This window comes from Sphingomonas lutea, assembly GCF_014396785.1.
GTDB lineage: Bacteria > Pseudomonadota > Alphaproteobacteria > Sphingomonadales > Sphingomonadaceae > Sphingomicrobium > Sphingomicrobium luteum.
Genome location: NZ_CP060718.1, coordinates 94277 through 118072 on the forward strand (window position 1 = coordinate 94277; position 23796 = coordinate 118072).

The window sequence follows — 23796 nt, forward strand, 5'->3', positions numbered from 1 at the left end:
GGTCAAGACAGCCCCGTCGCGGTTCGTCCGCGGCGGGGCTTTTCTTTTGCCTCCGAAGCGCGTCAAGCAGCTACATGCCACACGCAATTCGAGTGCATCAGTTCGGCGGACCCGAAGTCCTGCAATGGGAGGCTATCGACGTGGCCGACCCCGGTCCGGGCGAGGCGCGGATTCGCCAGGACGCGGCCGGCCTGAACTTCATCGACGTCTATCACCGCACCGGCCTCTACCCGCAGCCGCTGCCGTTCACGCCGGGCAGCGAAGGCGCGGGCGTGGTCGAAGCGGTCGGGGATGGCGTGACGATCGTCCAGCCCGGCGACCGCGTTGCTTATGCCGGCCCTATCGGAAGCTATGCCGACGTTCGCCTGATCCCCGCCAATCGGCTGATCAAACTCCCTGAAGCGATCTCGACCGAGCAGGCCGCGGCGATGATGCTTCAAGGCATGACCGCGCACATGCTGGTGCGGCAGGTCTATCGCGTCGCGCAGGGCGACACGATCCTGGTCCATGCCGCCGCGGGCGGGGTTGGGTTGATCCTGTGCCAATGGGCAGCGGCGCTCGGCGCGACGGTCATCGGAACGGTGAGCACGGAAGCCAAGGCCGACCTCGCCCGCGCGCACGGCTGCCACCATCCCATTATCTATACTCGCGACGATTTCGTGGCCGAGGTCGAACGGATCACGGGTGGCGCGAAATTGCCGGTCGTGTACGACTCCGTTGGCGCGGACACATTCCTGCGTTCGATCGATTGCCTCCGTCCGCGCGGGATGATGGTCAGCTACGGCAATGCGTCGGGCCCGGTCGATCCGATCTCCCCCTTGCTGCTTGCGCATAAAGGGTCGCTGTTCCTGACCCGTCCGACCCTGTTCAACTACATTGCCACCCGCGACGAACTCGAGCGAAGTGCCGCCGCCCTGTTCGAGATGGTTGAAAACGGGCAGGTGCGTATCGACATCAAGCAACGATTCGCGCTTCGTGACGCAGCCGAGGCGCATCGCGCGCTGGAAAGTCGGCTTACGACCGGATCGACGATCCTGACGATCTGACCCGCCGCCTTCACATTCGGCGGCTCGCGGAGTAAGGCTCCGCGACTTTTTGCCCGATCTAACCAACAAGCGAGGAAGCATTTGGCCAAGGAAGAACTGCTCGAGATGCGCGGCAAGGTGGTGGAATTGCTGCCCAATGCGATGTTCCGCGTCGAGCTCGAGAACGGCCACGAAATCCTCGGCCACACGGCGGGCAAGATGCGCAAGAACCGCATCCGCGTGCTGACCGGCGACGAAGTGCTGGTCGAACTGACGCCCTACGACCTGACCAAGGGCCGGATCACCTACCGCTTCATGCCCGGCCGCGGAGGCCCGCCCGGCTATACCGGCTAAGCGGCGCGCGTGCGGCTGATCCTCGCTTCGGCGAGCCCACGGCGCCTCGACCTGCTGGCGCGCATCGGCGTCGTGCCCGACGCCGTGATCCCTGCCGATGTCGATGAAAGCGTCCTTGCCGGCGAGCTGCCCCGCGGCCACGCGCAGCGCCTTGCGCGGGAAAAAGCGCAGGCGGTGGCGACGCCCGACGCGCTGGTTTTGGCTGCCGATACGGTGGTCGCCGTCGGTCGCCGGATCCTCCCCAAGGTCGAGGACGAACCCACCCTGCGACGGTGCCTCGAGCTCCTGTCCGGACGGCGTCATCGCGTCCTGACCGGCGTTGCCCTCGCGCTTCCCGGCGGGGAAGTCCGCGAACGCCTGGTCGAAACGATGATCGCAATGAAGCGCCTCTCCGCGGAGGAGATCGATTACTACGCCGGCCACGGCGAATGGCGCGGCAAAGCCGGCGGCTACGCCCTGCAAGGCTATGGCGAAGTTTACGTCCGCCACATCGCCGGCAGCTATTCCAATGTCGTCGGACTGCCGCTGGCGGAAACGCGCATGCTGCTGAAGTCCGCGGGATACCCGCTTGCCTGAATGGATTCGCGAGCGCGGCATCGGCGAGACGCGGCTCGCGCTCGTCGACGGCCACGACATTGTCGAAGCCCGCGTCCTCCTCGACGACGTCATTCCCGCGGGCCGGTTGATTGACGCGCGCCTCATGCGATCCGGCCGGAACGGGCTCGCGCGCGATGCGGCGGGAAACGAATATCTGCTCCCGGCCGGTGCGGGTCGGATCGCGGAAGGCGCCGCAGTCACGATCGTCGTCACGCGCTCGGCTATTCCCGGCGCCGAACCGTGGAAGCGGCCGCTGGCGAAGGTCGCGACGGGGGCCGACACCGATATTGCCAGTCGAGACGTGCGCGACGGCCGGTTGCCGGCCTCGTGGAACGACCTGATCGAGGAGGCGCGGTCGGGCATCGTCCGCTTTGATGGCGGCGAACTGCGGCTTTCCCCAACGCCGGCGATGACCTTGATCGATGTCGATGGCACGCGGACCGCCGAAGACTTGTCGATGGATGGCGCGCGGGCCGCGGCACAGGCGATCCGCCGCCTCGACATCGGCGGGTCAATCGGCATCGACCTTCCGACGACGGGGAGCAAGTCGGCGCGGCAGGCGGCGGCCGTCGCAATCGACGAGGCGCTTCCGCAGCCGTTCGAGCGCACGGCGGTCAACGGCTTTGGCTTCGTCCAGATTGTCCGCCCGCGGAAGCGCGCGTCCCTGCTCGAGCTTGCGCAAGACCGCGCAGCGTTCGAAGCACGCGATCTGCTTCGCCGGACATCGTCCGAGGCGCCCGGCGCACGGCGGCTCGTCGCCCATCCCGTGGTGGTCGAGCTTCTCGAGCGCCATCCGGATTGGCTGGCGTCGCTGGCACGTCTGTTGGGCGGCGAAATCGGCTTGCGAGCGGACGCCAAGCTTCCCATGTCCGGCGGATATGCCGAGCCGTTCTAAGCCGAAGCCCTGCCCGCTGTGCGGCCGCGCACCGTCACCCGCCCACGCGCCCCTCTGTGGTCAGGGCTGCAAGGACCGCGACCTTCTGAAATGGCTGGGCGAGGGCTACCGCATCCCCGGCCCACCTGCCGAGGACAGCCTGCCGACCGTCGGGGTGGACAGCGCGGAAGGGGAAAGCTAGGGAGCCGGCTCCTTCGCCCGCCCGTTGGCCGAGGGGCGCGTCCGCGCATGGGCCCAGGTAGCTCAGTTGGTAGAGCATGCGACTGAAAATCGCAGTGTCGGTGGTTCGATCCCGCCCCTGGGCACCATCCCGTTAACCGCGAAAATCCGCCAAAAGACTCGATTCGTCGCGAACCCGTAACGGTTTAGCGTTGACCGTTTATCTGTCGTTAATTGTGACCTTCGCAATCCGACCGTCTCGTGTTTCCCTGTCTTCGAACTAGGGAATGAGGGGAATATGGGTCGGATTTTGCTGGGCGCGTTATGCGCCGCTGCGGCGGTTACTTGCAGTCCCGCCGCAGCGGAACCCGCCCCGGTCGCGAGCGCCGGTCCGGCCATTATCGTGACCGCCAATGCCGGCCCCAACATGCTTGGTACGATCGCATTGCCGATCCGCGCCGCCCGTTTTGCCGAAAGCTGGGCGCGCGCCAGCGCCGATGCGACCCGTTCACCCGAATTGCAGAGGATGATTGCACCCGGGCGCGCCATGGGGCGGCTGCAGAAGGTCAATTTTGTGCAAGCGGCGGTGCACGCACGCGTGCGGTGGATGTCCGACGCCACGCAATGGGGCCAACACGATTATTGGGCAACCGCCGAACAGACGCTCGCCAAGGGCGCCGGCGACATGGAAGATCGCGCGATCGTGAAGATGCAGGCGCTACGGGCGCTCGGCTTTGATCATCGCGACCTGTTTCTGACGCTTGGACGCGACCGCGTTGGCGGCCCGATCACCGTGTTGATGGTGCGCATCGATGACCGTTACTTCATGGTCGACGATACCGGCGGACCAGCGACCTTGCTCGATCGCCGCGGCTTTGAATTCCAGCCGCAATTGAGCTTCGGTTCTGCCGGCAGCTGGATCCACGCCCGCAAGATTCCGGCAAAGCGCACCGCCGCCGCGATTTCCGCCGCTTCGGCAAGCCGCAACTGACGGACGTTCTGCGCTTGTCCCGGCGCGTGCTATGACCGCGCATTGGGAGAAGGCACAATGCGCAAAACGCTAATCCACCTCGCTGTTCTGGGTCTGCCGTTGCTTGCCGCGGGCTGCGGCGGGAGTGACCGGCCGCCGCCTTTGGCCGCGTCCACCGCCGCCCGCCCGCTGGCCGCAACCGCTGCTCCGGCCGGCCCCGCGATCTCCGCCGCCGCTTACATCTCGAACGCGGCATCGATCGATCTGTTTGCCGTGCGCTCGGCCAACGTTGCGCTCCAGCGGTCGACCAATCTGCGCACGCGCGAATTTGCCAGCATGATGGTCGCCGCGCATCGCGGGACCGCGGCGCAATTGTCGCTCGCGGGGCGCCGGCTCAACCTCCTCCCCGGCGCCGATCTCATGCCGCGGCATGACGCGATGATGGCGCAACTGGTTGCCGCCGGCGACTTCGACGCGACTTACCGCGCGCTGCAGTTGCAGGTCCACCAGGATGCCTTGACGCTGCACCGCAATTTTGCCGCGCGCGGCGCCAGCCCGACCTTGCGGCCGGTTGCGGCGGCCGCCGTGCCGATCATCGAGCGTCACTTGCGGCTGCTGCGCACGCTTTGACCGCCGTGGGTTAAGCGGGATGTAACCATAGTCCTCAAGCGGAATTTTGCCTTGACCTGCGAAATGCAGGGTCATGGGCAAGACGGTCATCCGCCGCGCGCTGCCGCGGCTCGCATCCTGCGCTGCACTGACGGCATTCTTCGCGGCGCTTCCGGCGCATGCGCAAACGGCGTCGGCGCGCTTCGCCAAGTCCGAAGCCATCCTCGGCGGCAGCAGCGCGCTCGAAGCCATCCTTGCCACGCAAAAGGTCATCGCGGGCCCCGTGCGCGCGCCGCTGGTGCAGCCGGCGTCGTACGGCCCCGCGCGCAACGCGGTCGCGGCCGAATTGCCCCGCCCGCTGATCAGCCCGGCGGTGCTCAGCGGCCGCCCGGATATTTTCGGCTCGGTCGCGCTACGCGTTGGCCGCACGCCGCTGACCGCGCGCTGGCGCCGGGTTGAAAGCGCGGCGATTTCCGGCGCGCCGGCACGCTTTGCGCAAGGCCTTGCCGACCTCGACCCGATCGCCCGGCTGGAGGCGGTCAACCGCTACGTCAACCGCCGCGTGACTTTCACCGAGGACCGCGCGCAGCATGGCCGCGCCGACGTTTGGTCCGCCGCCGCCGACACCTTCGCGCGCAAGCGCGGCGATTGTGAAGATTATGCGATCGCCAAGATGCAGATGCTGCGCCGCGCCGGGTTCGAGGATCGCGACCTGTACCTGGCCATCGTCAAGGACCTGGTGACCCGCGCGGATCATGCCGTGTTGGTGGTGCGGGCGGATGATCGCATGATCGTGCTCGACAATGGCACCGAGGAGCTGCTCGATAGCGAGGCGTTGCGCGACTATCGGCCGATCCTGACCTTCAACCGCGTGAGTGCATGGACGCACGGCTATCGCGTCCGCGACGCCGGCGTGAACATTGCATCGAACGAACCTGAGCAGCGCCAGGCGCTGGCGCCGTCCGCCGAAACTCAGCGCTCGCGCAGCGCCTCGCTCCTCGCCTTGAGCACCGGCTTCAACAAATAAGTCAGGACGCTTTTGCGCCCGGTGATGATCTGCGTGTCGGTCATCATCCCGGGCGTGATCGGCAGCCGGTTGCCCGATGCCATCAGGTAGGATTTGCCGGTCTCGACGATGACCGTGAAATAGGCCTGCTTTTCCGCTTCGTCGTAGATCGAATCCGCCGACACCTGGACCACGCGGCCGTCTAGCCCGCCGTAGGTCGAGAAGTCGTAGGCGGTGACCTTGACGAGCGCCCGGTCGCCGACCTTGATGAATGCGATGTCGCTTGGGCGCACCCGCGTTTCGACGAGCAATTTGTCGCCCATCGGCACGACTTCCATGATCTTCTGCCCGGGCTGGACGTAGCCGCCGATGGTCGTCACCTGGACGTCGTTGACCACGCCGTCGACTGGGGATCGAACTTCCTGTCCGCGCGCACCGCGCAGCGATTCCTCATTGACCGCAATCTTCTGCGTCACCTGGCTGCGCTCGTTCAACGCCTCCTGGCGGAACCCGAAATTGGCTTCGCTCGCCTGCGCCTGCGCTTCGCGCACCGCGGCCATGGCGCGGCCCTGTTGTTCGCGGGCAGCGGCAATCCGGCCCTGGAGGTCGACCACTTCGCGCTGCGCCGTCGCCAGGTCGGTCTGCGGCACGATGTTCTTGGCCGCAAGCGGCGCCAGCCGGTCGACATTGTCCTGTGCCAGGACAAGGCTGCGTTGAAGCGAGTTGATCGTCGCCGCGGCTTCGGCGGCCTCGCGGCGGCGCTGGTCGGCAGCGGCGCCGAGCGCGGCGATGCGGCTCGACAAGGCCTGGCGGCGAACGACGCTGAGCGCGCCTTCCGCCCCGCTTCCGCCCGATCCGCCGCCGCCTTCCGCGGCGAGGCGCGCGGCGCGCTGCTGAAGCGATTCGGTTTCCGCCTGGATCTGCCGGCTCGACGGATTGTCCAGCCGCGCGAGCAACTGGCCACGGCGCACCCGCTGGCCCGAGCGGACCAGCAATTCCTGTACCGTCGCCGGCTCGGACGCGGTGATGACCTGCAGCTTGCTAGATGGGATCACCCGCCCCTGCCCCATCGTCACTTCGTCAACCTTGGCGAGGCTTGCCCAGATCAGGAACAGGATGAAGGCGACCGCGGACGCGACGATGATCATCTGCGCCCCGCTCATCGGCTTGCGGTGCTTCAATGCGGGACCGACGAACGGCAGACTGGCCATGACAAGCTTACTCCGGAAATCTTTTTAGCGAGTGCCGGAGATCGCGCCAGCGACCGTTCCGGCCGCCGCGGTCTCCACCGGCTTCGCTGCCTTGCGTTCCTGTGCGGCGATCAGCTTGGACGCCGCGCCACTCGTTTCGCGCGGATCGGGGATCGACAAGGTCCACCCCTTGGTCGTGTCGAGCAAGCCGCCGACGTCGTTTTCGGCGCGCGGCACCGGCGGTCCGGCAACCACCGGCGCGGCGGTGACGGCGTCGGCCGTGATCGGCCCGAACACCGCAGGTGCAACCGGGCGCAAGCTGAGCGGATCGCGCGGCTCGCCAACGTAGCGGCCGGTGAAGGCGGCGGGCTGCCCCCACGATCCGGGCCAGCGATAGAAGATATGCTGTCCAAGCTGCGATACCTTGGCGAGCAGCGGCGCCCAACGCGGCGCGACGTAATTGGCGTGATAGTGCGTTGCCGATCCGACCGATTTTTCGACGTAGCCGGCCAGCGCGGCACGCGCGATCGTTTCCGCCTGCTGCCACGCCGCACCCGCCGGCCGGCGCGTCAGCGCGCCGTCGCAGACGAAGGTGAACTGACAAATGCGGCCGTTATTTTGGTACACGACGCCGCAGATCGACTTGGGAAAGGCCGGGTGACGCATGCGGTTGAGGATGACCTGCGCCACCGCGCGGCGGCCGTCCATCGGCTCGAAGCCCGCCTCGTAATAAACCGCCTGAGTCAGGCACAACAACGCGCGGCGCTGGTCGACGTCGCTCCCGGCTGCGGCGAACGGACGCGCCGACAGCAGTGGGCCCGATGCGAACGGTAGCGCGGCGTTGATCACCTTTGCGCGATCGCCGATCGCCTGCATGTCGTTGGCTGCCTCGCCGGTGGTCGCCTGGACCAGCGACGCTGCCCGCGCCGGGGTGAGCGGCACGCTGTACGTCGCCGCATTGGCGGGCTGCCGCGTCGGCGACAGCAGGAATCCCGCCACCGCCGCGCACACAACCATTGCCGCGATCGCCGCCTTGGTCCCCAGCGAGAGCAATTTCAGCCGATTGCCGGCCATGGCGAGCGCGGTCACTGGCGATTCTCCTTGGCCGAACCGGCTGCGGCGGTGAGATGCTTGAGCACCTCGTCGCGCGGCCCGTCGGCAATGATTCTTCCGCCATCGATGACGATCAGGCGGTCGAGGATCGACAGCATATTGTGCCGATGCGTGGCCACGACCAGCGACTGGTCGGGGCTAAGTGCAGTCTTCAGATGCTCGATGAAATAAAGCTCGGTCTGCGTGTCCATCGAACCGGTCGGTTCGTCCAGGTACAGCAGCTTGGACGGACTGACCAGTGCGCGCGCCAGCACCAGCAGCGAACGCTGCCCGCCCGACAGGCGCGATCCACGCTCCCCGACTGGCAGGTCGAACCCCGCCGCGTCGCGCGACAGGAAGATGTCGGCGCCCGAGCGCATGACGGCATCGATCAGCTGCTGGTCGTCGGCCTGGGCGGCGCCCAGCGTCAAATTGTCGCGCACCGTGCCGCTGAACACTTCGGCGTCCTGCGCCACGAAACGGAAGGAATCGCGCAGTTGGTGCGGATGATATTGCCGGCTGTCGAGGCCATCGACGGTCAGGACCCCTTCGGACGGGGCATAAAGTCCGCACAGGACCCGGCCCAGGGTCGATTTGCCTGAGGCGACCCGACCGATCACGCCGACCCGCTCACCCGGATTGATCTTGAGGTTGATCCCAGCCAGCGACGGCCGCGAAGCATTGGGATAGCTGAACGATACATCGGCTAGCTCGATGTGGCCGGCGCGGATTTCCGGAACGATGCTGCGCTGCGCGACCTGACGCTCGTCCTGCATATCCATCATGCGTTGCAGCGAATCGAGGGTCGCGAACGCCTGACGGCCACGCGTGATGAGGAAGGCGAGCTGACCCACCGGCTGCAGCGAACGCCCAGCGAGCATGATGATCGCGATAATCGCGCCCATCGTCATATTGCCTTGCTGGAACTGATAGAAGCCGCCGATCAGCAAGCCCACGCTGATGATCTGCTGCGCGCTGCTGGCGAGATTGACGGCCACCGCGGTCAGCCGGCGCATGCGTTCCTGAGTCGCCGCGGACATCGCCGAATAGCGCCGCCAGCGGCCGAGCATCTGCCCTTCCGCCCGCGCAGCCTTGAGCGTTTCCGATCCGCCAATCGATTCGACCAGTACCGAATGCTGCAAGCTCGAATCCGCCTGTGCGTCGATGGCCGCGCGGCCCATCGACCGCTGCAGGCTCATGCCCGCGATCAGCATGATCGCGATGGCGACGATCGGCACCATTACCAGCCAGCCGGCCAGAACGGTGATGAGGACGAGGAAGAGCACCAGGAACACGACGTCGACGACGAGCACGACCGTGGTCGAGGCGAAGAAGTCGCGCACCAGTTCATAGTCGGACACGCGGCGCGCGAACGCGCCGGTGCTGCCCTGACGGTCGGCCAGCGGCAGGTTCATCACTTTTTCGAACAATTTCTGCGACAGCTTGGCGTCGAGCTTGCGGCCCACTTCGTCGATCAGCCGCGCCCGCGCGATGCGCAGAACAAAATCGAACGCTAGCGCGATGAGCACGCCCAGCGCCAACACCCACAAGGTTGCCACCGCTTCATTCGGGATGACCCGGTCATAGACGTGCATGGTGAACAGCGGCACTGCAAACGACAGCAGGTTGATGATCAGCGCGGCCAGCAGGACGGGCCAGAATTCGCGGCGCACCTTGTAGATTTCGGACCAGAACCAATGCTTGCGCTTGGCCACGTCCCACGGTCGCTCGCCCTGGCGTTCCTTGGTCGGATCGGTTTCGACCACGACCGCCCGGCCGGTGAACGCCGGTGCAAGCTCGGCGAGCTTGATCCACATCGGCTCATCGACGCCGGGCGCGTAGATCAGGCCGTCGCGGTCCCGGACCTCGAGGAGGACGGCGGCGCGGTCATCGTCGAGCTCGAGGACGGCCGGGGTCTTGCTTGCCGGCCAGCGCCTGAGGTTACGGCTGACGGGCTCGGCGCGCATCCCGACCTGCTCGAGCGCCGGCTCGACCTGATGGAACGGCAATTTGCCGTCGGCGGTGACGGCCAGGCCTGCGCGCAGGAGGACCGGCGATGACGGCCGGTCCGCCTGCCGCGCGAGGTACGTTAGGCATTCAAGGACGGGGTCGATCTCACTCGACTGCTCCGTATCAAGCCAGCGCATGAAGCTCACTGCCCGTCCTTTTCACTTAGCGGCCCGAGCCCGGCGCGGCCGCGCCATCGCCGGTCGCCGGCGCAGCAGCAGACGGCGGCGGCGGCGCAAGGGCCGGCAGCGGCATGCTGTTTTCCTGCAGGTCAGACGGCGGGATCGGATTGACCCGGAAACGCTGACGCTCGCTGCCGTAAGCGGCGGCGGGCATCTGCACGTTCAGGCATTCGATCAGCCGGTTGGCCGAGGCAAGCACGCGATATTGCGCGTACAGCTTCGACAGTCGCGACGTTTCCGTCTGCGCCTGGACGTTGAAGCGCGTGTTCTGCGCGTCGAGCACGTCGAGCAGCGAGCGGCGTCCGATATTGAACTGCTCGCGATAGGACAGGAGAAGGTCGTCGGAAATGCGGCCTTGGGTCTCGAGCTCCGTGGTCAGCGCCGTCTGGTTCTGCAGCCGGCTCCATGCCGAACGCACATCCTCTTCGGCCTGGCGGGTGCGCTGGAACAGACGTCCATGCACCTCGTCGGCTCGGTTCTGCTGTTCACGGACATTGGCTTCCTTGATGCCGCCGTTGAACAGGTCCCAGCGCAGCACGCCGCGGGCCTGAAGGTCGGTCGTGCGCCCTTCGAAGCCGTCGATATCGTGACCGGCACGCGCCCGGCCTTCGATGTTGAAGCGCGGGCCAAGGTCGGCGCGGGCGGCGCGAATCTCTTCGCGGGCCGTTGCCAGGTCGGCGATCGCTTCCTGCACGCGCGGGTTCTGCGTGCGCGCCAGCGCCTCCGCCTCGGCCAGCGTGCCGGGCATGCATTGCGACAGATCGGGCGGCATCGACACCGTGTCGACCGGCATTCCCGTCAACGTCTGAAAGGCGATCGACGCGGTGTCGAGGTCCTCGCGGGCCTCGGTCACGCGGGCGCGAGCGGCCTGGAGGCGCTCCTCCGCCTGCTGCTGGTCGGCAATGCTGATCGAGCCTTTCGAAACGCCCTCGCGAAGATCGCCGGCGAGCCGTTCGTGGAACGTGACGTTGTCCTGAGAAATGGCGACCAGCCGCTGTTGCAGCAGATAGTCGATGTAGGTCCGTGCGACGTTGAGCGCGACGAATTCCGAACGCTCCTCGACTCGCGCGGCGGCGGCGTCGGTGCGTGCGGCCTGGCGGCGGATTTCCGCTTCGCGGCCGCCGCTGTCGAACACCAGCTGGTCGACGATCAGATCGCCTTCGATAGGATAGAGCGTCTCGCCCGCGATCCCGATCCGGCGGCGCGTCGGATTGCGCAGGCTGCGGATCCCCGCCGACCCTTCGACCGACACGCGAGGATAATATAGGCCTTGCGCCTGCACACGCTCTTCCTGCGTGGCGAGGCGGTTCGCGACCGCCTGACGAATTTCCGGATTCGATGTGAGCGCCGATTGAACTGCATCGCGAAGTTCAACGCCGAACGTCGGTGTTGCGCAAAGCAGCACCGCCCCGGGAACGATGATCGTCCAGTGCTTCCTTTTCATGTTTACCCCCTTCTGGTCATTACGGGGCCTCCACTGTCCACACGTGGAGACCCCGCACTCTTGCGTTGAACTGGGACGGCTCAGGCGACGGCCGGAGCAGCGTCCTGATGCGTCATCATTTGCTCCATGATGGGCATGTCGTGCGCCATCGTGAAGCCGGCGAAATGCCCTGTGTCCCCACCTGGAACATGTGCGGGGTCGAGGGTTGCCACCGGTTCGAGGCTCGGCGTGCCGCCAGAAATGGCGTTGATCAGCGCGTCGAGGTTCGGACTGCTGCCGCCCCCGTCGAGCGCGTCGACCAGCACCTTGCCGACAATGGCGTTGTGCTGCACCCCGCCTCCATCAAGCTCCAGCATTTCGGCCGGAAGCGCGATGTCCTGTGCCACGATGGGCGAAGGCGCATTCTCGGCGGCCGGCAACTCGGTGCCCGCGTCGAGCTCGGACGCCTCGCTTCCAGCCGCAGCCGAGTCGTCGGTCAGGCTGTTGTCGTTGGCCTGGCCGGTCGCCCGAGCGCCGCTGCTTTCGACCGCGTCATCCTGACCGATCGAAGAGGTTTCGCTGGACCCGCTGACCGACATCGAAACGTCGGCATCGTTCGGCGCGCTGCCGGCGATGGTGGCGACCGTCAGCGCCTCGACGCTCGGTTCGTCGTAGGATCCCACGACCTCCGCGGCGGCGATCGACTTCTCCAGGCCGGCTGCAGCAAGCGTGCTCATCATCACCGTGTTGAACGCGGTTTGCGAGTTGCGCTCCATCTGCTGATTGTCGTTCGACGGCTGGTTCATGGTGCTGAACGATTCGCCGGGAGCCGACTGGACCGTGGTCACCGGCGCGCCCAGCGTGATCGGCGTCGACGTGTCGGAAGTCCCACCCACCGTTGCCGTCAGCTGCTGCGTGACGCTGTCGTTGTCGCCATCCTGGATGGTGACGTCGAACTTCAGCTCCGCCGTCTGGTTGGTCGTATTCTCGATCAGGAAGCCGACCGATTTCACCTTGAAGGGCTGACTCTCGGCGTCCGTCTGGAAATCTTGGTAGGTCGCGGTGTTCGCCACGTTGCTGGCGACATTCACCCCACCCTGGAAATCAATTCCGAGACCATCGACATCCTCGTCGGAATTGATGATCTGCGCACCGACGATCCGGAAATTCTCACCGGCCTTGTTGAAGTCGTTGGCCTCGAAGATCACGACGCCGTCGTTGTTGTCGAGGTTGATGCCCTGATAGGCGGTTCCCGTCAGTGCCGCCGCACTCTTGATGATATCGCTGTTCTGAACGACCAGAGCGCGGGTGGTGAAGGTATCGCTCGCTTCGATAACTCCGTCGCCGTCATCCTGCCACAGCTTCAGAACGACAATGAAGTCCTCGGCTGTCCCGACGCCGTCGAGCGTAATGAACATCGAAGGCGAACTTGCGGTCGGCAGGTTGAATGCCGTGGTACCCTGGCTGCTGGAATAGAGGTTGAACTCCAGCACTTCGCCGCCGCCGACGGTATTGCCGCCGACGCCGATCGCCGAGCTCGATGCCTGGACGGTGCTGGCCGATTGATTGAACAGCTCGCCTTCGACCCACTGGCCCGGCGCCGGAAGCTCGGGAGTCGGTGCGACGCCCGTGGACGGGTCCGGATCATAGTCGATCGTCCGCAGGTTGTTCGCGCCGTCGCCGCTTGCCGGCTCCTTCACCGAGGTGAACTGCGCCGAAAGGTTGGTCGCCAACTGGATGTTGGTCACCGCCGGGCTCGCTTCGACGAAGGCCGCGGTGGCAAGCGTACTCGTCTCGACGATGGTGAAGCCCGAAATCGCGCTGGCAAGATCCACCGTGTAGGTTCCGGGTGTCTGGCCGCCCGCGCTGGTCTTCCAGAACGTGATGGTCCCGGTGTTGGTCGTGTTGGTCGTTGCGCTCGTGGCGTAGGTGAAGCTGAAGCTGAAGATCGCCTTGTCGGCATCTTCGCTCACCTGCGTCAGGGGAACGTTGGTCGCGACCGTCGTGGTGTTGACCTTCGCGTTGAACACGACGCCCTTGAACACGTCGTTCGTCGCCTTCACGCCATCCGCACCAAGATCATAAGCGAACGTCCCCGTGTGGGCGAAGTCGCCGTTGTTCGCGATGTTGATGTTCGACGCAGCAGTCAGCACCGGACCGGAGTCCTGGAAGATGATGCGATTGCCGATGTCCGTCGGCGCGCTGTGCTTGTCGCCGTCGCTGTCGGTCACTTCGACCACGGCTTTGAGCGCGCCGTCCAGGATCGACACCGCGTCGTCCGGGTTCAGCCCGTCAAGGTTGTGCTGGATCGACAGATACTGGGCCATGCTGATCTTGCCGGCCTGGTCGATCGCGATCGCAAAGGCCGCCGGCCCGCCTGCCGCGGTCAGCGCGGTCGCGCCCACACGGCCGACAACCAGCCCGTTCTCAACGAACAGCCAGATGTTGACGCCTTCCGTGGTATCGAGACCGGAGTCGGCGCCACCGGTCGGATTGGACGTGGTCAGGCTGAACACGGTCGAAACCGGCGCATCGGCGCCCGCAAGAACGCCCGAAGCGCTGACGATGGCAGTGTTGTTGAATGCGAACTGGAATGCGCCGGTGCCGGCCACGTCCAGATCATTGCCCTGGTTCGTGACCCCGTTGAATTCCGCCCGCGGGCCGGAAACGTCGTTCGAGTCCAGCTGATTGCCGGCGGATTCATCGATGCTGACATTCTGACCCGTCTCGGCAATGGCCGCGATCGGCACGTCATTTTCGATCAGCAGCGTCGCGCCGGCATCGATGATGACCTTGTCGCCGTCGGTGTCGGTGGCAACGAACGCCCCCGCCAGGCTGAGGCTGTCGGTGTCCGCGTCGCCCGCACCCGTCAGCGGGTTGTTGTCGATGTTGTCGAGAAGCGTGAACGTGAAGTTCGCGTCGCCCGCATTGTCGGTGATCGTGAACACCACCTTGGTCGCATCGGTCGCAAGCACGCCGCGGAGTTCCGCGCCGACCACGTCCCACACGATGTTGGTGCCGTTCTGCGTCAGGCCCGTGTTGGTGCCTTCGATCGATCCCGTCTGACCCGCCGGAAGCAGGTTCAGCGCGATCGTCACCGGCGCGTCCGCACCCGGCGCAACCAGCGTCGCCAGGCTCGCGCCCAGGATCTGGATGGTCGTCGGCTTGGCGCCTTCGCCCGTCGCATTGCCAACCGCGCCCGCAGTGTTCAGGCCGTCCTCATAGACGGTGCCCACCGCATAGCTCGCGCCATTGTTGATCGGCACGTCATTCTCGATCAGCAGCGTCGCGCCGGCATCGATGATGACCTTGTCGCCGTCGGTGTCGGTGGCAACGAACGCCCCCGCCAGGCTGAGGCTGTCGGTGTCCGCGTCGCCCGCACCCGTCAGCGGGTTGTTGTCGATGTTGTCGAGAAGCGTGAACGTGAAGTTCGCGTCGCCCGCATTGTCGGTGATCGTGAACACCACCTTGGTCGCATCGGTCGCAAGCACGCCGCGGAGTTCCGCGCCGACCACGTCCCACACGATGTTGGTGCCGTTCTGCGTCAGGCCCGTGTTGGTGCCTTCGATCGATCCCGTCTGACCCGCCGGAAGCAGGTTCAGCGCGATCGTCACCGGCGCGTCCGCACCCGGCGCAACCAGCGTCGCCAGGCTCGCGCCCAGGATCTGGATGGTCGTCGGCTTGGCGCCTTCGCCCGTCTCATTGCCAACCGCGCCCGCAGTGTTCAGGCCGTCCTCATAGACGGTGCCCACCGCATAGCTCGCGCCATTGTTGATCGGCACGTCATTCTCGATCAGCAGCGTCGCGCCGGCATCGATGATGACCTTGTCGCCGTCGGTGTCGGTGGCAACGAACGCCCCCGCCAGGCTGAGGCTGTCGGTGTCCGCGTCGCCCGCGCCCGTCAGCGGGTTGTTGTCGATGTTGTCGAGAAGCGTGAACGTGAAGTTCGCGTCGCCCGCATTGTCGGCGATCGTGAACACCACCTTGGTCGCATCGGTCGCAAGCACGCCGCGGAGTTCCGCGCCGACCACGTCCCACACGATGTTGGTGCCGTTCTGCGTCAGGCCCGTGTTGGTGCCTTCGATCGATCCCGTCTGACCCGCCGGAAGCAGGTTCAGCGCGATCGTCACCGGCGCGTCCGCACCCGGCGCAACCAGCGTCGCCAGGCTCGCGCCCAGGATCTGGATGGTCGTCGGCTTGGCGCCTTCGCCCGTCGCATTGCCAACCGCGCCCGCAGTGTTCAGGCCGTCCTCATAGACGGTGCCCACCGCATAGCTCGCGCCATTGTTGATCGGCACGTCATTCTCGATCAGCAGCGTCGCGCCGGCATCGATGATGACCTTGTCGCCGTCGGTGTCGGTGGCAACGAACGCCCCCGCCAGGCTGAGGCTGTCGGTGTCCGCGTCGCCCGCACCCGTCAGCGGGTTGTTGTCGATGTTGTCGAGAAGCGTGAACGTGAAGTTCGCGTCGCCCGCATTGTCGGTGATCGTGAACACCACCTTGGTCGCATCGGTCGCAAGCACGCCGCGGAGTTCCGCGCCGACCACGTCCCACACGATGTTGGTGCCGTTCTGCGTCAGGCCCGTGTTGGTGCCTTCGATCGATCCCGTCTGACCCGCCGGAAGCAGGTTCAGCGCGATCGTCACCGGCGCGTCCGCACCCGGCGCAACCAGCGTCGCCAGGCTCGCGCCCAGGATCTGGATGGTCGTCGGCTTGGCGCCTTCGCCCGTCGCATTGCCAACCGCGCCCGCAGTGTTCAGGCCGTCCTCATAGACGGTGCCCACCGCATAGCTCGCGCCATTGTTGATCGGCACGTCATTCTCGATGTTGATGGTGGCGCCGCCGTCGATGACGATGGTGTCGCCGTCCGCATCGGTCGCGGTGAAGACGCTCGTCAGCTGCAGCGTGTCCGTGTCCGCATCGCCAGCGCCTGTCAGCGGATTGTTGTCGATATTGTCCAACAGGACGAAATCATACTTTTGGCCGACCGCATCGAAGGTCAGCGTAAACACCACCTTGGTGGCATCGCCATTGACCAGGCCGCGGACCTGCGTCTCGCTGACGTAGTCCCACAGGATCGGAATGCCGAGCTGGGTCAGACCGGTGTTGGTGCCCTCTATGCCGGCATTCAGGCCGATGGTGATCGGCGTGTCGGCACCCGCGTCGACGAGGCCCTTGAGCTGCGCAACAGTCAAGGAGACGGTGGCGGTCTTCGCACCTTCCCCGCCCGCATTCCCGACCGCGCCCGCAGTGTTGAGCGCATCTTCATGCACGGTGGCGGAAAGCGTCGTGCCATTATTCTCCGGCGTGTCGTCATCCACCGTGATGACCAGGTTCTTCGGCGCCGACTGATCGGCCGGGACGTCCGAATCCTGCACGTAGAAGCTGACATTGATCTGGGAGACCAGGTTGCCGAGAAGGATTTCGCCCTCGGTGTCGCCATCTTCCGCATGATCGATCGCCGCAAGCTGCGTGACCGTATAGTCGCCGCTTTCGTTCACCAGCGTCACCTTGATGACCGCGGTCCCGCCCTGCGAAATGATCAGCCACTGTTGTCCGACCGGGGCGGCCGGATCGAAGGCGTAGGTGAAGCCGGACGGCAACGTCTGGGTCGCCGACAGGAAGACGTCGAGATCGCCATCGCCCCCCGTGCCGCTGAGCGTGCCCGTGGTATTCTGGGTGTCGGGCGTGCGGTCGCCAGGCCCGTCGGCGTTGCCGCCGAGCGTATCGTCGTCGAGCCAGACTTCGTCGGGCTGCGTCGCGATCGGCGTGCGATTGTTGTTGGTCAGGTTGATGGTCAGCGTCGTCGTCGACGTATCCCCATCCGCGTCGCGGATGGTGTAGACGAACGTATCCGTGGCGCCCGCCGCCGGCACCAGCCCATCCGTGCTGACATAGGTATAGCTGCCGTCCGCATTCAGCGTCAGCTTGCCGAAGTCACCGTTGATCTGCACGCCGACATTGCCCGTCACCACCGTATTGACGTTGGTGCCCTTGGCGACGCCGATGATCGTGCCGGGACCATCCGTCCCGAAATCGTCGTCGGCGCGAACGCCATTTGCCGGGACGACCAGAGTCTGGCCCTCGACAACCGTGCCCGTGTCGGGGTCGGCCGTCGGACCATCGTCCTCAAAGCGGAAGACGTTCTGCGACAGGTCGATCTCCGCCTTGGCGGTGTCGCCGTCGGCATCCGTGACCGTCTTTTCGAGCTTCAGCGTACCGGTGGCGGCAAGCAGGAACTCGGGATCGTCATGCGCCGCAGCGCTGCTGCCCGCATCGTCGTGCCACATGTTGAGCGTCGCGCTTCGGGTCAGCGTCACATCGCCCGCGCCATCCACCGAAATGGTGAAGTAGGTGTTCCCCGGAAGGACTCCCGCGACATCCGCCGCGGTCGAACCGTAGATCACGCCGCCGATCTCATAGAGCACGATGGCCGCGCCCTTGCCGAGGCCGCCGGCAGGATCGGTGTCCGCCGGGTTGAGCGCGAACAAGCCCGTCGCCGACCCTTGGGCCAGCAGCAAGAACTTGTATCCAACCTTGCCCGCACCGTCCGTGCCGTAATCCGGCGATGCCGGCGGCGAGGGCGTGAATGCGCCCGCGAACGATTCGGTATCCGAATTGTCGCCGTCGTTGCCGACCCCGGCCAGCGGGCTTTCGTCAACGATCAGGACCGGCTTTTGGAAACCAGTCGTCAGGCCGACAGCCGGTCCATCATCCTGGATTATGAAGCGACCGCTGAGGTTCAGCCCCTGCGAATCCTTGTCGCCGTCGCCGTCGGTGATAGTCTGGACGAGCGTCAGCGTCCCGCCATTCGGAACCAGCGATTGCGCATCGTCGTGGTTGGCCGAATCCGGGTGCCAGATGTTGATCAGTTGCGTGAACGTGACCTTGCCATCGCCGTTGACCGAGATGCGGAAATATTCCGTCGTGCCGATGCGACCCTCAATGGTCGTGCCGTCCGTATAGAGCAGGATCTCCGCGCCCTTCCCGAGACCCCCGCGGGGTCGACATCGAGGGGATTGAGCGCGAACAGGCCCGAACCGATTCCTTCGGCGCTCAGGATCAGCGCATAATCATCGCCGCCGTTACCGTCCGCGCCGAAGATCGTCGTGAACGCAGGCGAGAAGTCGACCTGAAGGCTCGCGACGCCGTTGGGCAGGACGCCCCCGGTGCTGTCCGTGCTCGCGTCGCTTTCGTCGAGCGTGATCGTCGGATTGGCCTGCGAAAGCTCGGTGTTCGGGACATCGTCGCGAACGTTGACGGTGATCGTGCCCTGGCTCTTCGCGCCGGTGGAGTCGGTCGCTTCATAGGTGAAGACGACGACGCCCGGCTCGACATTGATGCCGTCATTGGCATCGGGCTGGCTGTCGAACGGCGCAGTCAGCGTGAAGCTGTAGGTGCCGTCAGGATTGAGCGTGAGCGTGCCATAAGGCGACGTGCCGCCCCCGACCAGGGCGAAGGTGTACGGGCCGACGCCGCCGGTGACGAGCCCCGCAAGGCTTCCGCCCTGAGTCTCATTCGGGCTGCCGGGGTTGCTGCCAACCGAATTGAGCGCCGCTTCGTCGACGAGGATCGTGACATTGGGGGTGTTCGACGGTGCGCCGAGATCGACGTGGATGTCGCAATAAACGGAATCGTTGTCGAAGTCGGTGAACTTGATCGGCACCGAGAAGGCAACATCCGTCTGGATGGTCGACGTGATGTCGATGAAGCCGAGCTTGAACGTTCCCGTGCCTGTCGTCGCTTCGATCTGCACCGCGTTGAACGGCGTCGCCGAAACGATCTCATAGTCGTAATTGTTGGGCAGGCCGGTGACCTGCCAGCCGGTCACGACGCTGGTCACGGTGATGCCGAGCCCGGCATAGCTAGCCGGACTGACCAGCACGCCCGCATCATTGTAGATGTTGAGCGTGGTTCCCGTCAGGAAGGTGTCATTGCCGTCGCCGAAGAAAACGTCGTCCCCGTCCGCCGGGTCGCCCGGAACGCTGCCCGCCGCCTCATTGACGTCGACCGCGCGGATGATGAAGTTGGCCCGCTGCCCGCCGGCTAAGCCGGAGACATCCTGGCGGAAGGCATTGGCGGTGTAATATTCGCCGAAGTTCAGGACCTCACTTCCGCCCGACCCGCTCTGGAACACGTTCTGCACCAGGTCGATGCGCAGGACTTCGCCGTTCTTGAAGCTGTTTCCGTCGGAAATGCCAATCTCGGTCGCATTCGTATTGACGCTTTCACCGGCCGCCGTGGTGAGGATCAGGTCGAACGGCGAATCCGGGACGTTGATGCCCTTGGCATCGACGTTGCCGCCGCCGACGCTCGACAGATTGGTGATGCTGAGCGTCGTCGTCGAACTGATGTCCTCGATCTGCTCATACAAATAGGTACCGTTCGGATTGAGCGTGATGCGGAAGACCACGTCCCCGGCAGCATTGGTTTCGCGCGCTTCGAGCACGTTGCCATTGACGAAGTAGAACAACAGGTTGCCGTCGGAGCTCAGCTGCTTGCCGGCGGAATCGAGCACCGGATCGCCATTGCTGACGTCGAAGCTCGCGACCCCGGGTTCATCCGCACCGACGGGGGGCAGGTTGAGGCTGCCCGAGTCGCTGGCACCAGCCGCGTTGGTTACCTCAACATCGTCGGGGCAGATCTCGCCGAACGACTTGGGCATGTCGTCATCGACATCGATCACGAACAGGTTCGCAGGCAGGCTTGCAGTATCGCCGTCGGCATCGACCGCCAGGATGACGGAGCTGAAATCGATCAGCAGATTGTCTTCGGTATCCGCCCCGTCCACCCGATTATGGTCGAGCTGGTCGGCGAGGTCGAATTTCCAGGTACCGTTCTGATTGGCCGTGAGCGTGAAGACGACACGGTCCTGTCCTGCCTGGAACCCGGCGGTCGCACCGCTTTCGACATAGCCAGTAAGGACGCCAGTATCGACGTTGACGTTGTAGGCCAGCGCCGCGCCCTTCGAGGTCAGGCCTTGCGAAACGAGGCCCGAGACATTGGTCGACAAAAGGATCTTGATTGGCTGGTCGGCCCCGCCGTCGAACAGCGTGTTGAGGTTCGTGCCGTTGCCGCCGGTCGTCGTGCCGTCGCCGTCGCCGTCGAGATTGCCCGGATCGTCGTCGCCCGGCGCCAGGTCGTCATTGCCGGTCGGGAGGTTGTCCTCGTCCACCAGCCCCTTGATCTGCCTCGGCTCGGGAGCGGCGACCGGCAGGTCGTCGTCGACGTCGACGACGAACTTGTTGGCGCCAAGGCCGGCACGGTCGCCATCGGAATCTTCCGCGACGATGACGCCGGAGAAGTCGATCAGGATGTTATCTTCGGTGTTCTTGCCGGCGACCGGGTCATGGTCGAGCTGGTCCTTGAGAAGGAACGTCCAGCTGCCGTCGGGATTGACGGTGAGCGTGAAGACTTCGGTCTCCCCGCCGTCGATCGACCCGTTGCCGTTGAGGTCGGCGACCGCCGTCAGCACGCCCGTCGCGACGTTTACCGTGTACAGCAGCGCTTTGCCGTTCGAGGTCAGGCCCTGCGCGGTCAGACTCGACGTGCTGCCGGTGAAGAGGATCTTCAGCGGCAGGTCGGCGCCTGGATTGAACAAGGCGGTCAGGCTGCCGGCGAGACCGCTCGCGGTCGTCGTGCCCGGATCGTCGCCCGTGGCCGAATCATTGTTGCCATCGGGAACCAGCGCATCTTCATCGACCCGGCCCGTGACCGCCGGTGCGTTCGCGATCGGCAGCGGCACGTCATCGTCGAAGGTGATGGTCAGCGTGTTGTTGACGGCATCATTGTTGCTGTCGACCGCGGTGAAGGTGAGCACCGCCGTCGCGTTGTTTTCGGTATCCGCGGCCTGGTCGAGGTGCAGGACATTGCGCACCAGCGTGACCGTGAACTGGTCGCTGCTTGCATCCGGAGTCACGTCGATATCGACCGTGAACAGCACGAGGCCATTGCGCGCGCCGCCTTCGATCGTCGCGGTAAGGACGCCGTTTACGGCGTTCCAGCTGTACCGGACGGTTTCCTGGCCGACCGTTGCGGTCTGATTGTTCATCGCCGCAAGATTGAAGCTGCCCGGAACGTCGGTGGAAAAGTTGGCCGACAGGGTGCCGCGGAACGTCGCTTGATTGTTGTCGCCGTCGTTGTTGGGAACGACATCGTCGCCGTCGCCATCGTCCTGGTCGCCGCCGACCAGCCCGTCGTCATCGACGATCGCCGTGGCCGCGGCCGGTACCGGGATCGGATCCGCAGGAACCGTGATGGTCAAGGTCGCCGTCGTCTCATCCCCGTCGCCGTCGAAAATGCGATAGGTGAAGACGTCGGTGCCGCCCTGCCGGCTGTTCTCGAAGCGCGTATAAACATAGCCGCCGTTCTGATTGATCAGCAGGCTGCCGAATTGGCCGTTGATCGTGACGCCACCGGTGGGCACGGCGGTGAAGGCGCCGCTCGTCCCCGCCAGGATACCATTGACGCCGTCTGTGGCGGTCGCCGGCGAACCGAGGCCGTCGGCACCGGGCGAGTCTGCGCTGCCGGGCGCACTGGTGGTGCCGACCGCGGTAACGACGTTGCCGTCGGTGCTCTTTTGCCCAGCCGCGAGCGCGTCCGTGTCGTTGCGCGCGATCGGCGTATCGTCGTCGACGTTGACGTTCAGCGTCCCGATTGCGGTGTCGCCATCGTCGTCGGTGACGCTGTAGCTGATCGGAAGGGTCAAATTGTTTTCGTCACTGCCCGCGGCGTGCGCAATCGCGCCGAGCTGGGTGACCGTGTAGGCACCGGTCGCCGAATTGACGGTGATCGACAAGACGGCATTGGGATTGCCGTTCTGGAACACGAGAATGGAGCCATTCGGGCCGGCCGAGTAGCTGAAGCCCGTCGGCGCACCGGCCGTCAGTAGGGCCCATTGAAGCGACCCGTCGCCGTCCGATCCGGGCAGGAAGCCGCTGTCCGTCGATCCGAACGGGTCGTCGCCAACGCCGCCTGGATTGCCGCCGCTTTGCTCATCGTCATCGACCTCGGCGGAGGTGACGCCGGCCTCCGGCTCCTCGTCGATGTCCTGGCCGATCTCTTCGAAATCGGGCTGCGGGAAGAAAAGCTCGGTCGGGGGAATCAGGTCGCCGAGCGGAACGCCGGGATCGAGGGGCGGGACGGGATTGGCGAAGTTGCCGCCGGAGCTCTGGAGCGAACCGGCCGCCGGAGCCGGCGGCTCGGAATTGATGAGCAGCGCCGCCACGTTCGACGCAGGAACCTGCGTGTCGCCGATAACCAGCTGTGGCACGAACACCGCGCCGCCCGGGATGACCATCGTCGAGCCATCGGGAAGCGTGACGACCAGGTCGCGGCCCTGGACGCGAATGTCCGAAAGCTCGACCCCGGCGGGGAGGTTGACGACGCCGTCAAGCGCCGCAGTCTGCGTCTGGCCGATCTGGATGGTCAGCGTGCTTGCCGATGTGGAGCCGTCGCGGTCGGCCAGCGTGTAGCCGAACACATCTTCGACGCCGTCCGGCGTGCCGCCATTGCGGGTATAGCTGAAATTGCCCTGGGCATCGATGCTGAGGACGCCATATTGACCGGGAACCTGCGCGCTTCCCGCGGATGTCGAGGCGGAACCGCCCGCGCCCTGGACGGAGACGACTGCGGCCGGACCGTTGCCTGCCGAGTCCGCACCAGTCGTGCCCGTGATCGTGCCTGCGCCGGAGATGGTGTTGCCGGTGGCCGGTCCGAAACTCCCGGGTGCCAGGGCATCGACATCAGGCCGCGCAACGGGGCTTGCGCCCGTGCCGGTGGTGTCCGTCGCAGTCGGCGAGCTGGTGTCTTGATAGTCCATAACCGTCCCCGTTTCATCGCGGCGCATGGCCGTTCCAAATGAACTGCGCGCAAGCGAACCAACTTCCATCGGCCTTAAGCCAATGGTTAAGGAAGCGGCGTTGCCCCACGCACTCACAGGAAAAAGATCACCAACGGGACAGAAACGCAAGGACGATGATTCCCCATACGCCTTGCGCTAGGTTATGACAGACGGATTACATAACTATAACTAAGTTAACGACCAAGTAGATCAGCAGCATTTTGCAAGATCAAATCTTAAGGTTCGGGCGCAAACAGATTCGCGCAGAACAGGAACATGCGATTTATATCTCTGCAGAAACCTTGAGTTACTTCCGCATTACTCTTGTTATCAATTCGTTAAATTCAATAGAGATCATCAACAAATTGCTAACAGCGATGTAACACCCTTCATATTGCGGCAGGGTCGGGACTCTCGTTTCGCTTTGTCCACGCAGGAAATTTTT

At 65.2% G+C, this 23796-nt stretch carries 14 protein-coding genes and 1 tRNA gene; 9 read left to right on the forward strand and 6 right to left on the reverse strand.

What is annotated here, in order from left to right:
- Window positions 1-74 precede the first annotated feature (74 nt).
- From H9L13_RS00515 to H9L13_RS00555, 9 genes are all read left to right on the forward strand, one after another.
- A complete protein-coding gene (locus H9L13_RS00515) occupies window positions 75-1046 on the forward strand; it encodes a quinone oxidoreductase family protein (RefSeq protein ID WP_187538090.1) in 972 nt (323 codons plus the stop codon).
- An 81-nt stretch (window positions 1047-1127) separates the two neighbouring features.
- Complete coding sequence (infA, locus tag H9L13_RS00520; protein ID WP_187538091.1) at window positions 1128-1379, forward strand: translation initiation factor IF-1; 252 nt, start codon at window positions 1128-1130, stop codon at window positions 1377-1379.
- Window positions 1380-1388: 9 nt separating this feature from the next.
- The gene (locus H9L13_RS00525; protein WP_187538093.1) at window positions 1389-1955 is read left to right on the forward strand and encodes a Maf family protein; all 567 of its coding nucleotides are present in this window, start codon (window positions 1389-1391) and stop codon (window positions 1953-1955) included.
- On the forward strand, window positions 1948-2871 hold the full coding sequence (locus H9L13_RS00530) for an Rne/Rng family ribonuclease (protein ID WP_187538095.1): 924 nt from the start codon (window positions 1948-1950) through the stop codon (window positions 2869-2871). Before H9L13_RS00525 ends, H9L13_RS00530 begins: the two co-directional genes overlap by 8 nt.
- Window positions 2855-3052, forward strand: a complete 198-nt coding sequence (locus H9L13_RS00535) for a DNA gyrase inhibitor YacG (protein ID WP_187538097.1) — start codon at window positions 2855-2857, stop codon at window positions 3050-3052. The genes H9L13_RS00530 and H9L13_RS00535 overlap by 17 nt, the downstream gene beginning before the upstream one ends.
- 51 nt (window positions 3053-3103) lie before the next feature.
- A tRNA-Phe gene (locus H9L13_RS00540) sits at window positions 3104-3179 on the forward strand.
- Between the two features lie 149 nt (window positions 3180-3328).
- The gene (locus H9L13_RS00545) at window positions 3329-4021 is read left to right on the forward strand and encodes a transglutaminase-like cysteine peptidase (RefSeq protein ID WP_187538098.1); all 693 of its coding nucleotides are present in this window, start codon (window positions 3329-3331) and stop codon (window positions 4019-4021) included.
- A gap of 57 nt (window positions 4022-4078) precedes the next feature.
- Window positions 4079-4630 (forward strand): DUF4142 domain-containing protein, encoded by a 552-nt coding sequence (locus tag H9L13_RS00550; RefSeq protein WP_187538100.1) that lies wholly within the window; start codon window positions 4079-4081, stop codon window positions 4628-4630.
- A 73-nt stretch (window positions 4631-4703) separates the two neighbouring features.
- Complete coding sequence (locus tag H9L13_RS00555) at window positions 4704-5636, forward strand: transglutaminase-like cysteine peptidase (RefSeq protein WP_187538102.1); 933 nt, start codon at window positions 4704-4706, stop codon at window positions 5634-5636.
- On the opposite strand, the gene H9L13_RS00560 is transcribed toward H9L13_RS00555, so the two are convergent.
- The 6 genes from H9L13_RS00560 to H9L13_RS00585 form a co-directional block, all read right to left on the reverse strand.
- Window positions 5582-6826, reverse strand: a complete 1245-nt coding sequence (locus tag H9L13_RS00560; protein ID WP_235091022.1) for an HlyD family type I secretion periplasmic adaptor subunit — start codon at window positions 6824-6826, stop codon at window positions 5582-5584. The two genes, H9L13_RS00555 and H9L13_RS00560, sit on opposite strands and share 55 nt — an antisense overlap.
- 24 nt (window positions 6827-6850) lie before the next feature.
- Window positions 6851-7894, reverse strand: coding sequence for a cell wall hydrolase (locus H9L13_RS00565; RefSeq protein WP_235091023.1), 1044 nt, complete (start codon window positions 7892-7894; stop codon window positions 6851-6853).
- Window positions 7891-10044 carry a type I secretion system permease/ATPase gene (locus H9L13_RS00570; protein ID WP_187539999.1) on the reverse strand — a complete coding sequence of 718 codons (2154 nt, stop codon included), beginning with the start codon at window positions 10042-10044 and terminating at the stop codon, window positions 7891-7893. Before H9L13_RS00570 ends, H9L13_RS00565 begins: the two co-directional genes overlap by 4 nt.
- A gap of 25 nt (window positions 10045-10069) precedes the next feature.
- Complete coding sequence (locus H9L13_RS00575) at window positions 10070-11530, reverse strand: TolC family protein (RefSeq protein ID WP_187538104.1); 1461 nt, start codon at window positions 11528-11530, stop codon at window positions 10070-10072.
- An 80-nt stretch (window positions 11531-11610) separates the two neighbouring features.
- Window positions 11611-18483 (reverse strand): DUF5801 repeats-in-toxin domain-containing protein, encoded by a 6873-nt coding sequence (locus H9L13_RS00580; protein ID WP_425326503.1) that lies wholly within the window; start codon window positions 18481-18483, stop codon window positions 11611-11613.
- On the reverse strand, window positions 18378-23330 hold the full coding sequence (locus tag H9L13_RS00585; protein WP_187538108.1) for a beta strand repeat-containing protein: 4953 nt from the start codon (window positions 23328-23330) through the stop codon (window positions 18378-18380). The genes H9L13_RS00580 and H9L13_RS00585 overlap by 106 nt, the downstream gene beginning before the upstream one ends.
- Window positions 23331-23796 lie beyond the last annotated feature (466 nt).

Bases quoted from the DNA above. Each gene is read 5' to 3' on its own strand.
- H9L13_RS00560 (WP_235091022.1), bottom strand. From the start codon at position 6,826: ATGGCCAGTCTGCCGTTCGTCGGTCCCGCATTGAAGCACCGCAAGCCG.
- H9L13_RS00575 (WP_187538104.1), bottom strand. From the start codon at position 11,530: ATGAAAAGGAAGCACTGGACGATCATCGTTCCCGGGGCGGTGCTGCTT.
- H9L13_RS00555 (WP_187538102.1), top strand. From the start codon at position 4,704: ATGGGCAAGACGGTCATCCGCCGCGCGCTGCCGCGGCTCGCATCCTGC.
- H9L13_RS00535 (WP_187538097.1), top strand. From the start codon at position 2,855: ATGCCGAGCCGTTCTAAGCCGAAGCCCTGCCCGCTGTGCGGCCGCGCA.
- H9L13_RS00545 (WP_187538098.1), top strand. From the start codon at position 3,329: ATGGGTCGGATTTTGCTGGGCGCGTTATGCGCCGCTGCGGCGGTTACT.
- H9L13_RS00585 (WP_187538108.1), bottom strand. From the start codon at position 23,330: ATGGACTATCAAGACACCAGCTCGCCGACTGCGACGGACACCACCGGC.
- H9L13_RS00550 (WP_187538100.1), top strand. From the start codon at position 4,079: ATGCGCAAAACGCTAATCCACCTCGCTGTTCTGGGTCTGCCGTTGCTT.
- H9L13_RS00515 (WP_187538090.1), top strand. From the start codon at position 75: ATGCCACACGCAATTCGAGTGCATCAGTTCGGCGGACCCGAAGTCCTG.
- H9L13_RS00570 (WP_187539999.1), bottom strand. From the start codon at position 10,044: ATGCGCTGGCTTGATACGGAGCAGTCGAGTGAGATCGACCCCGTCCTT.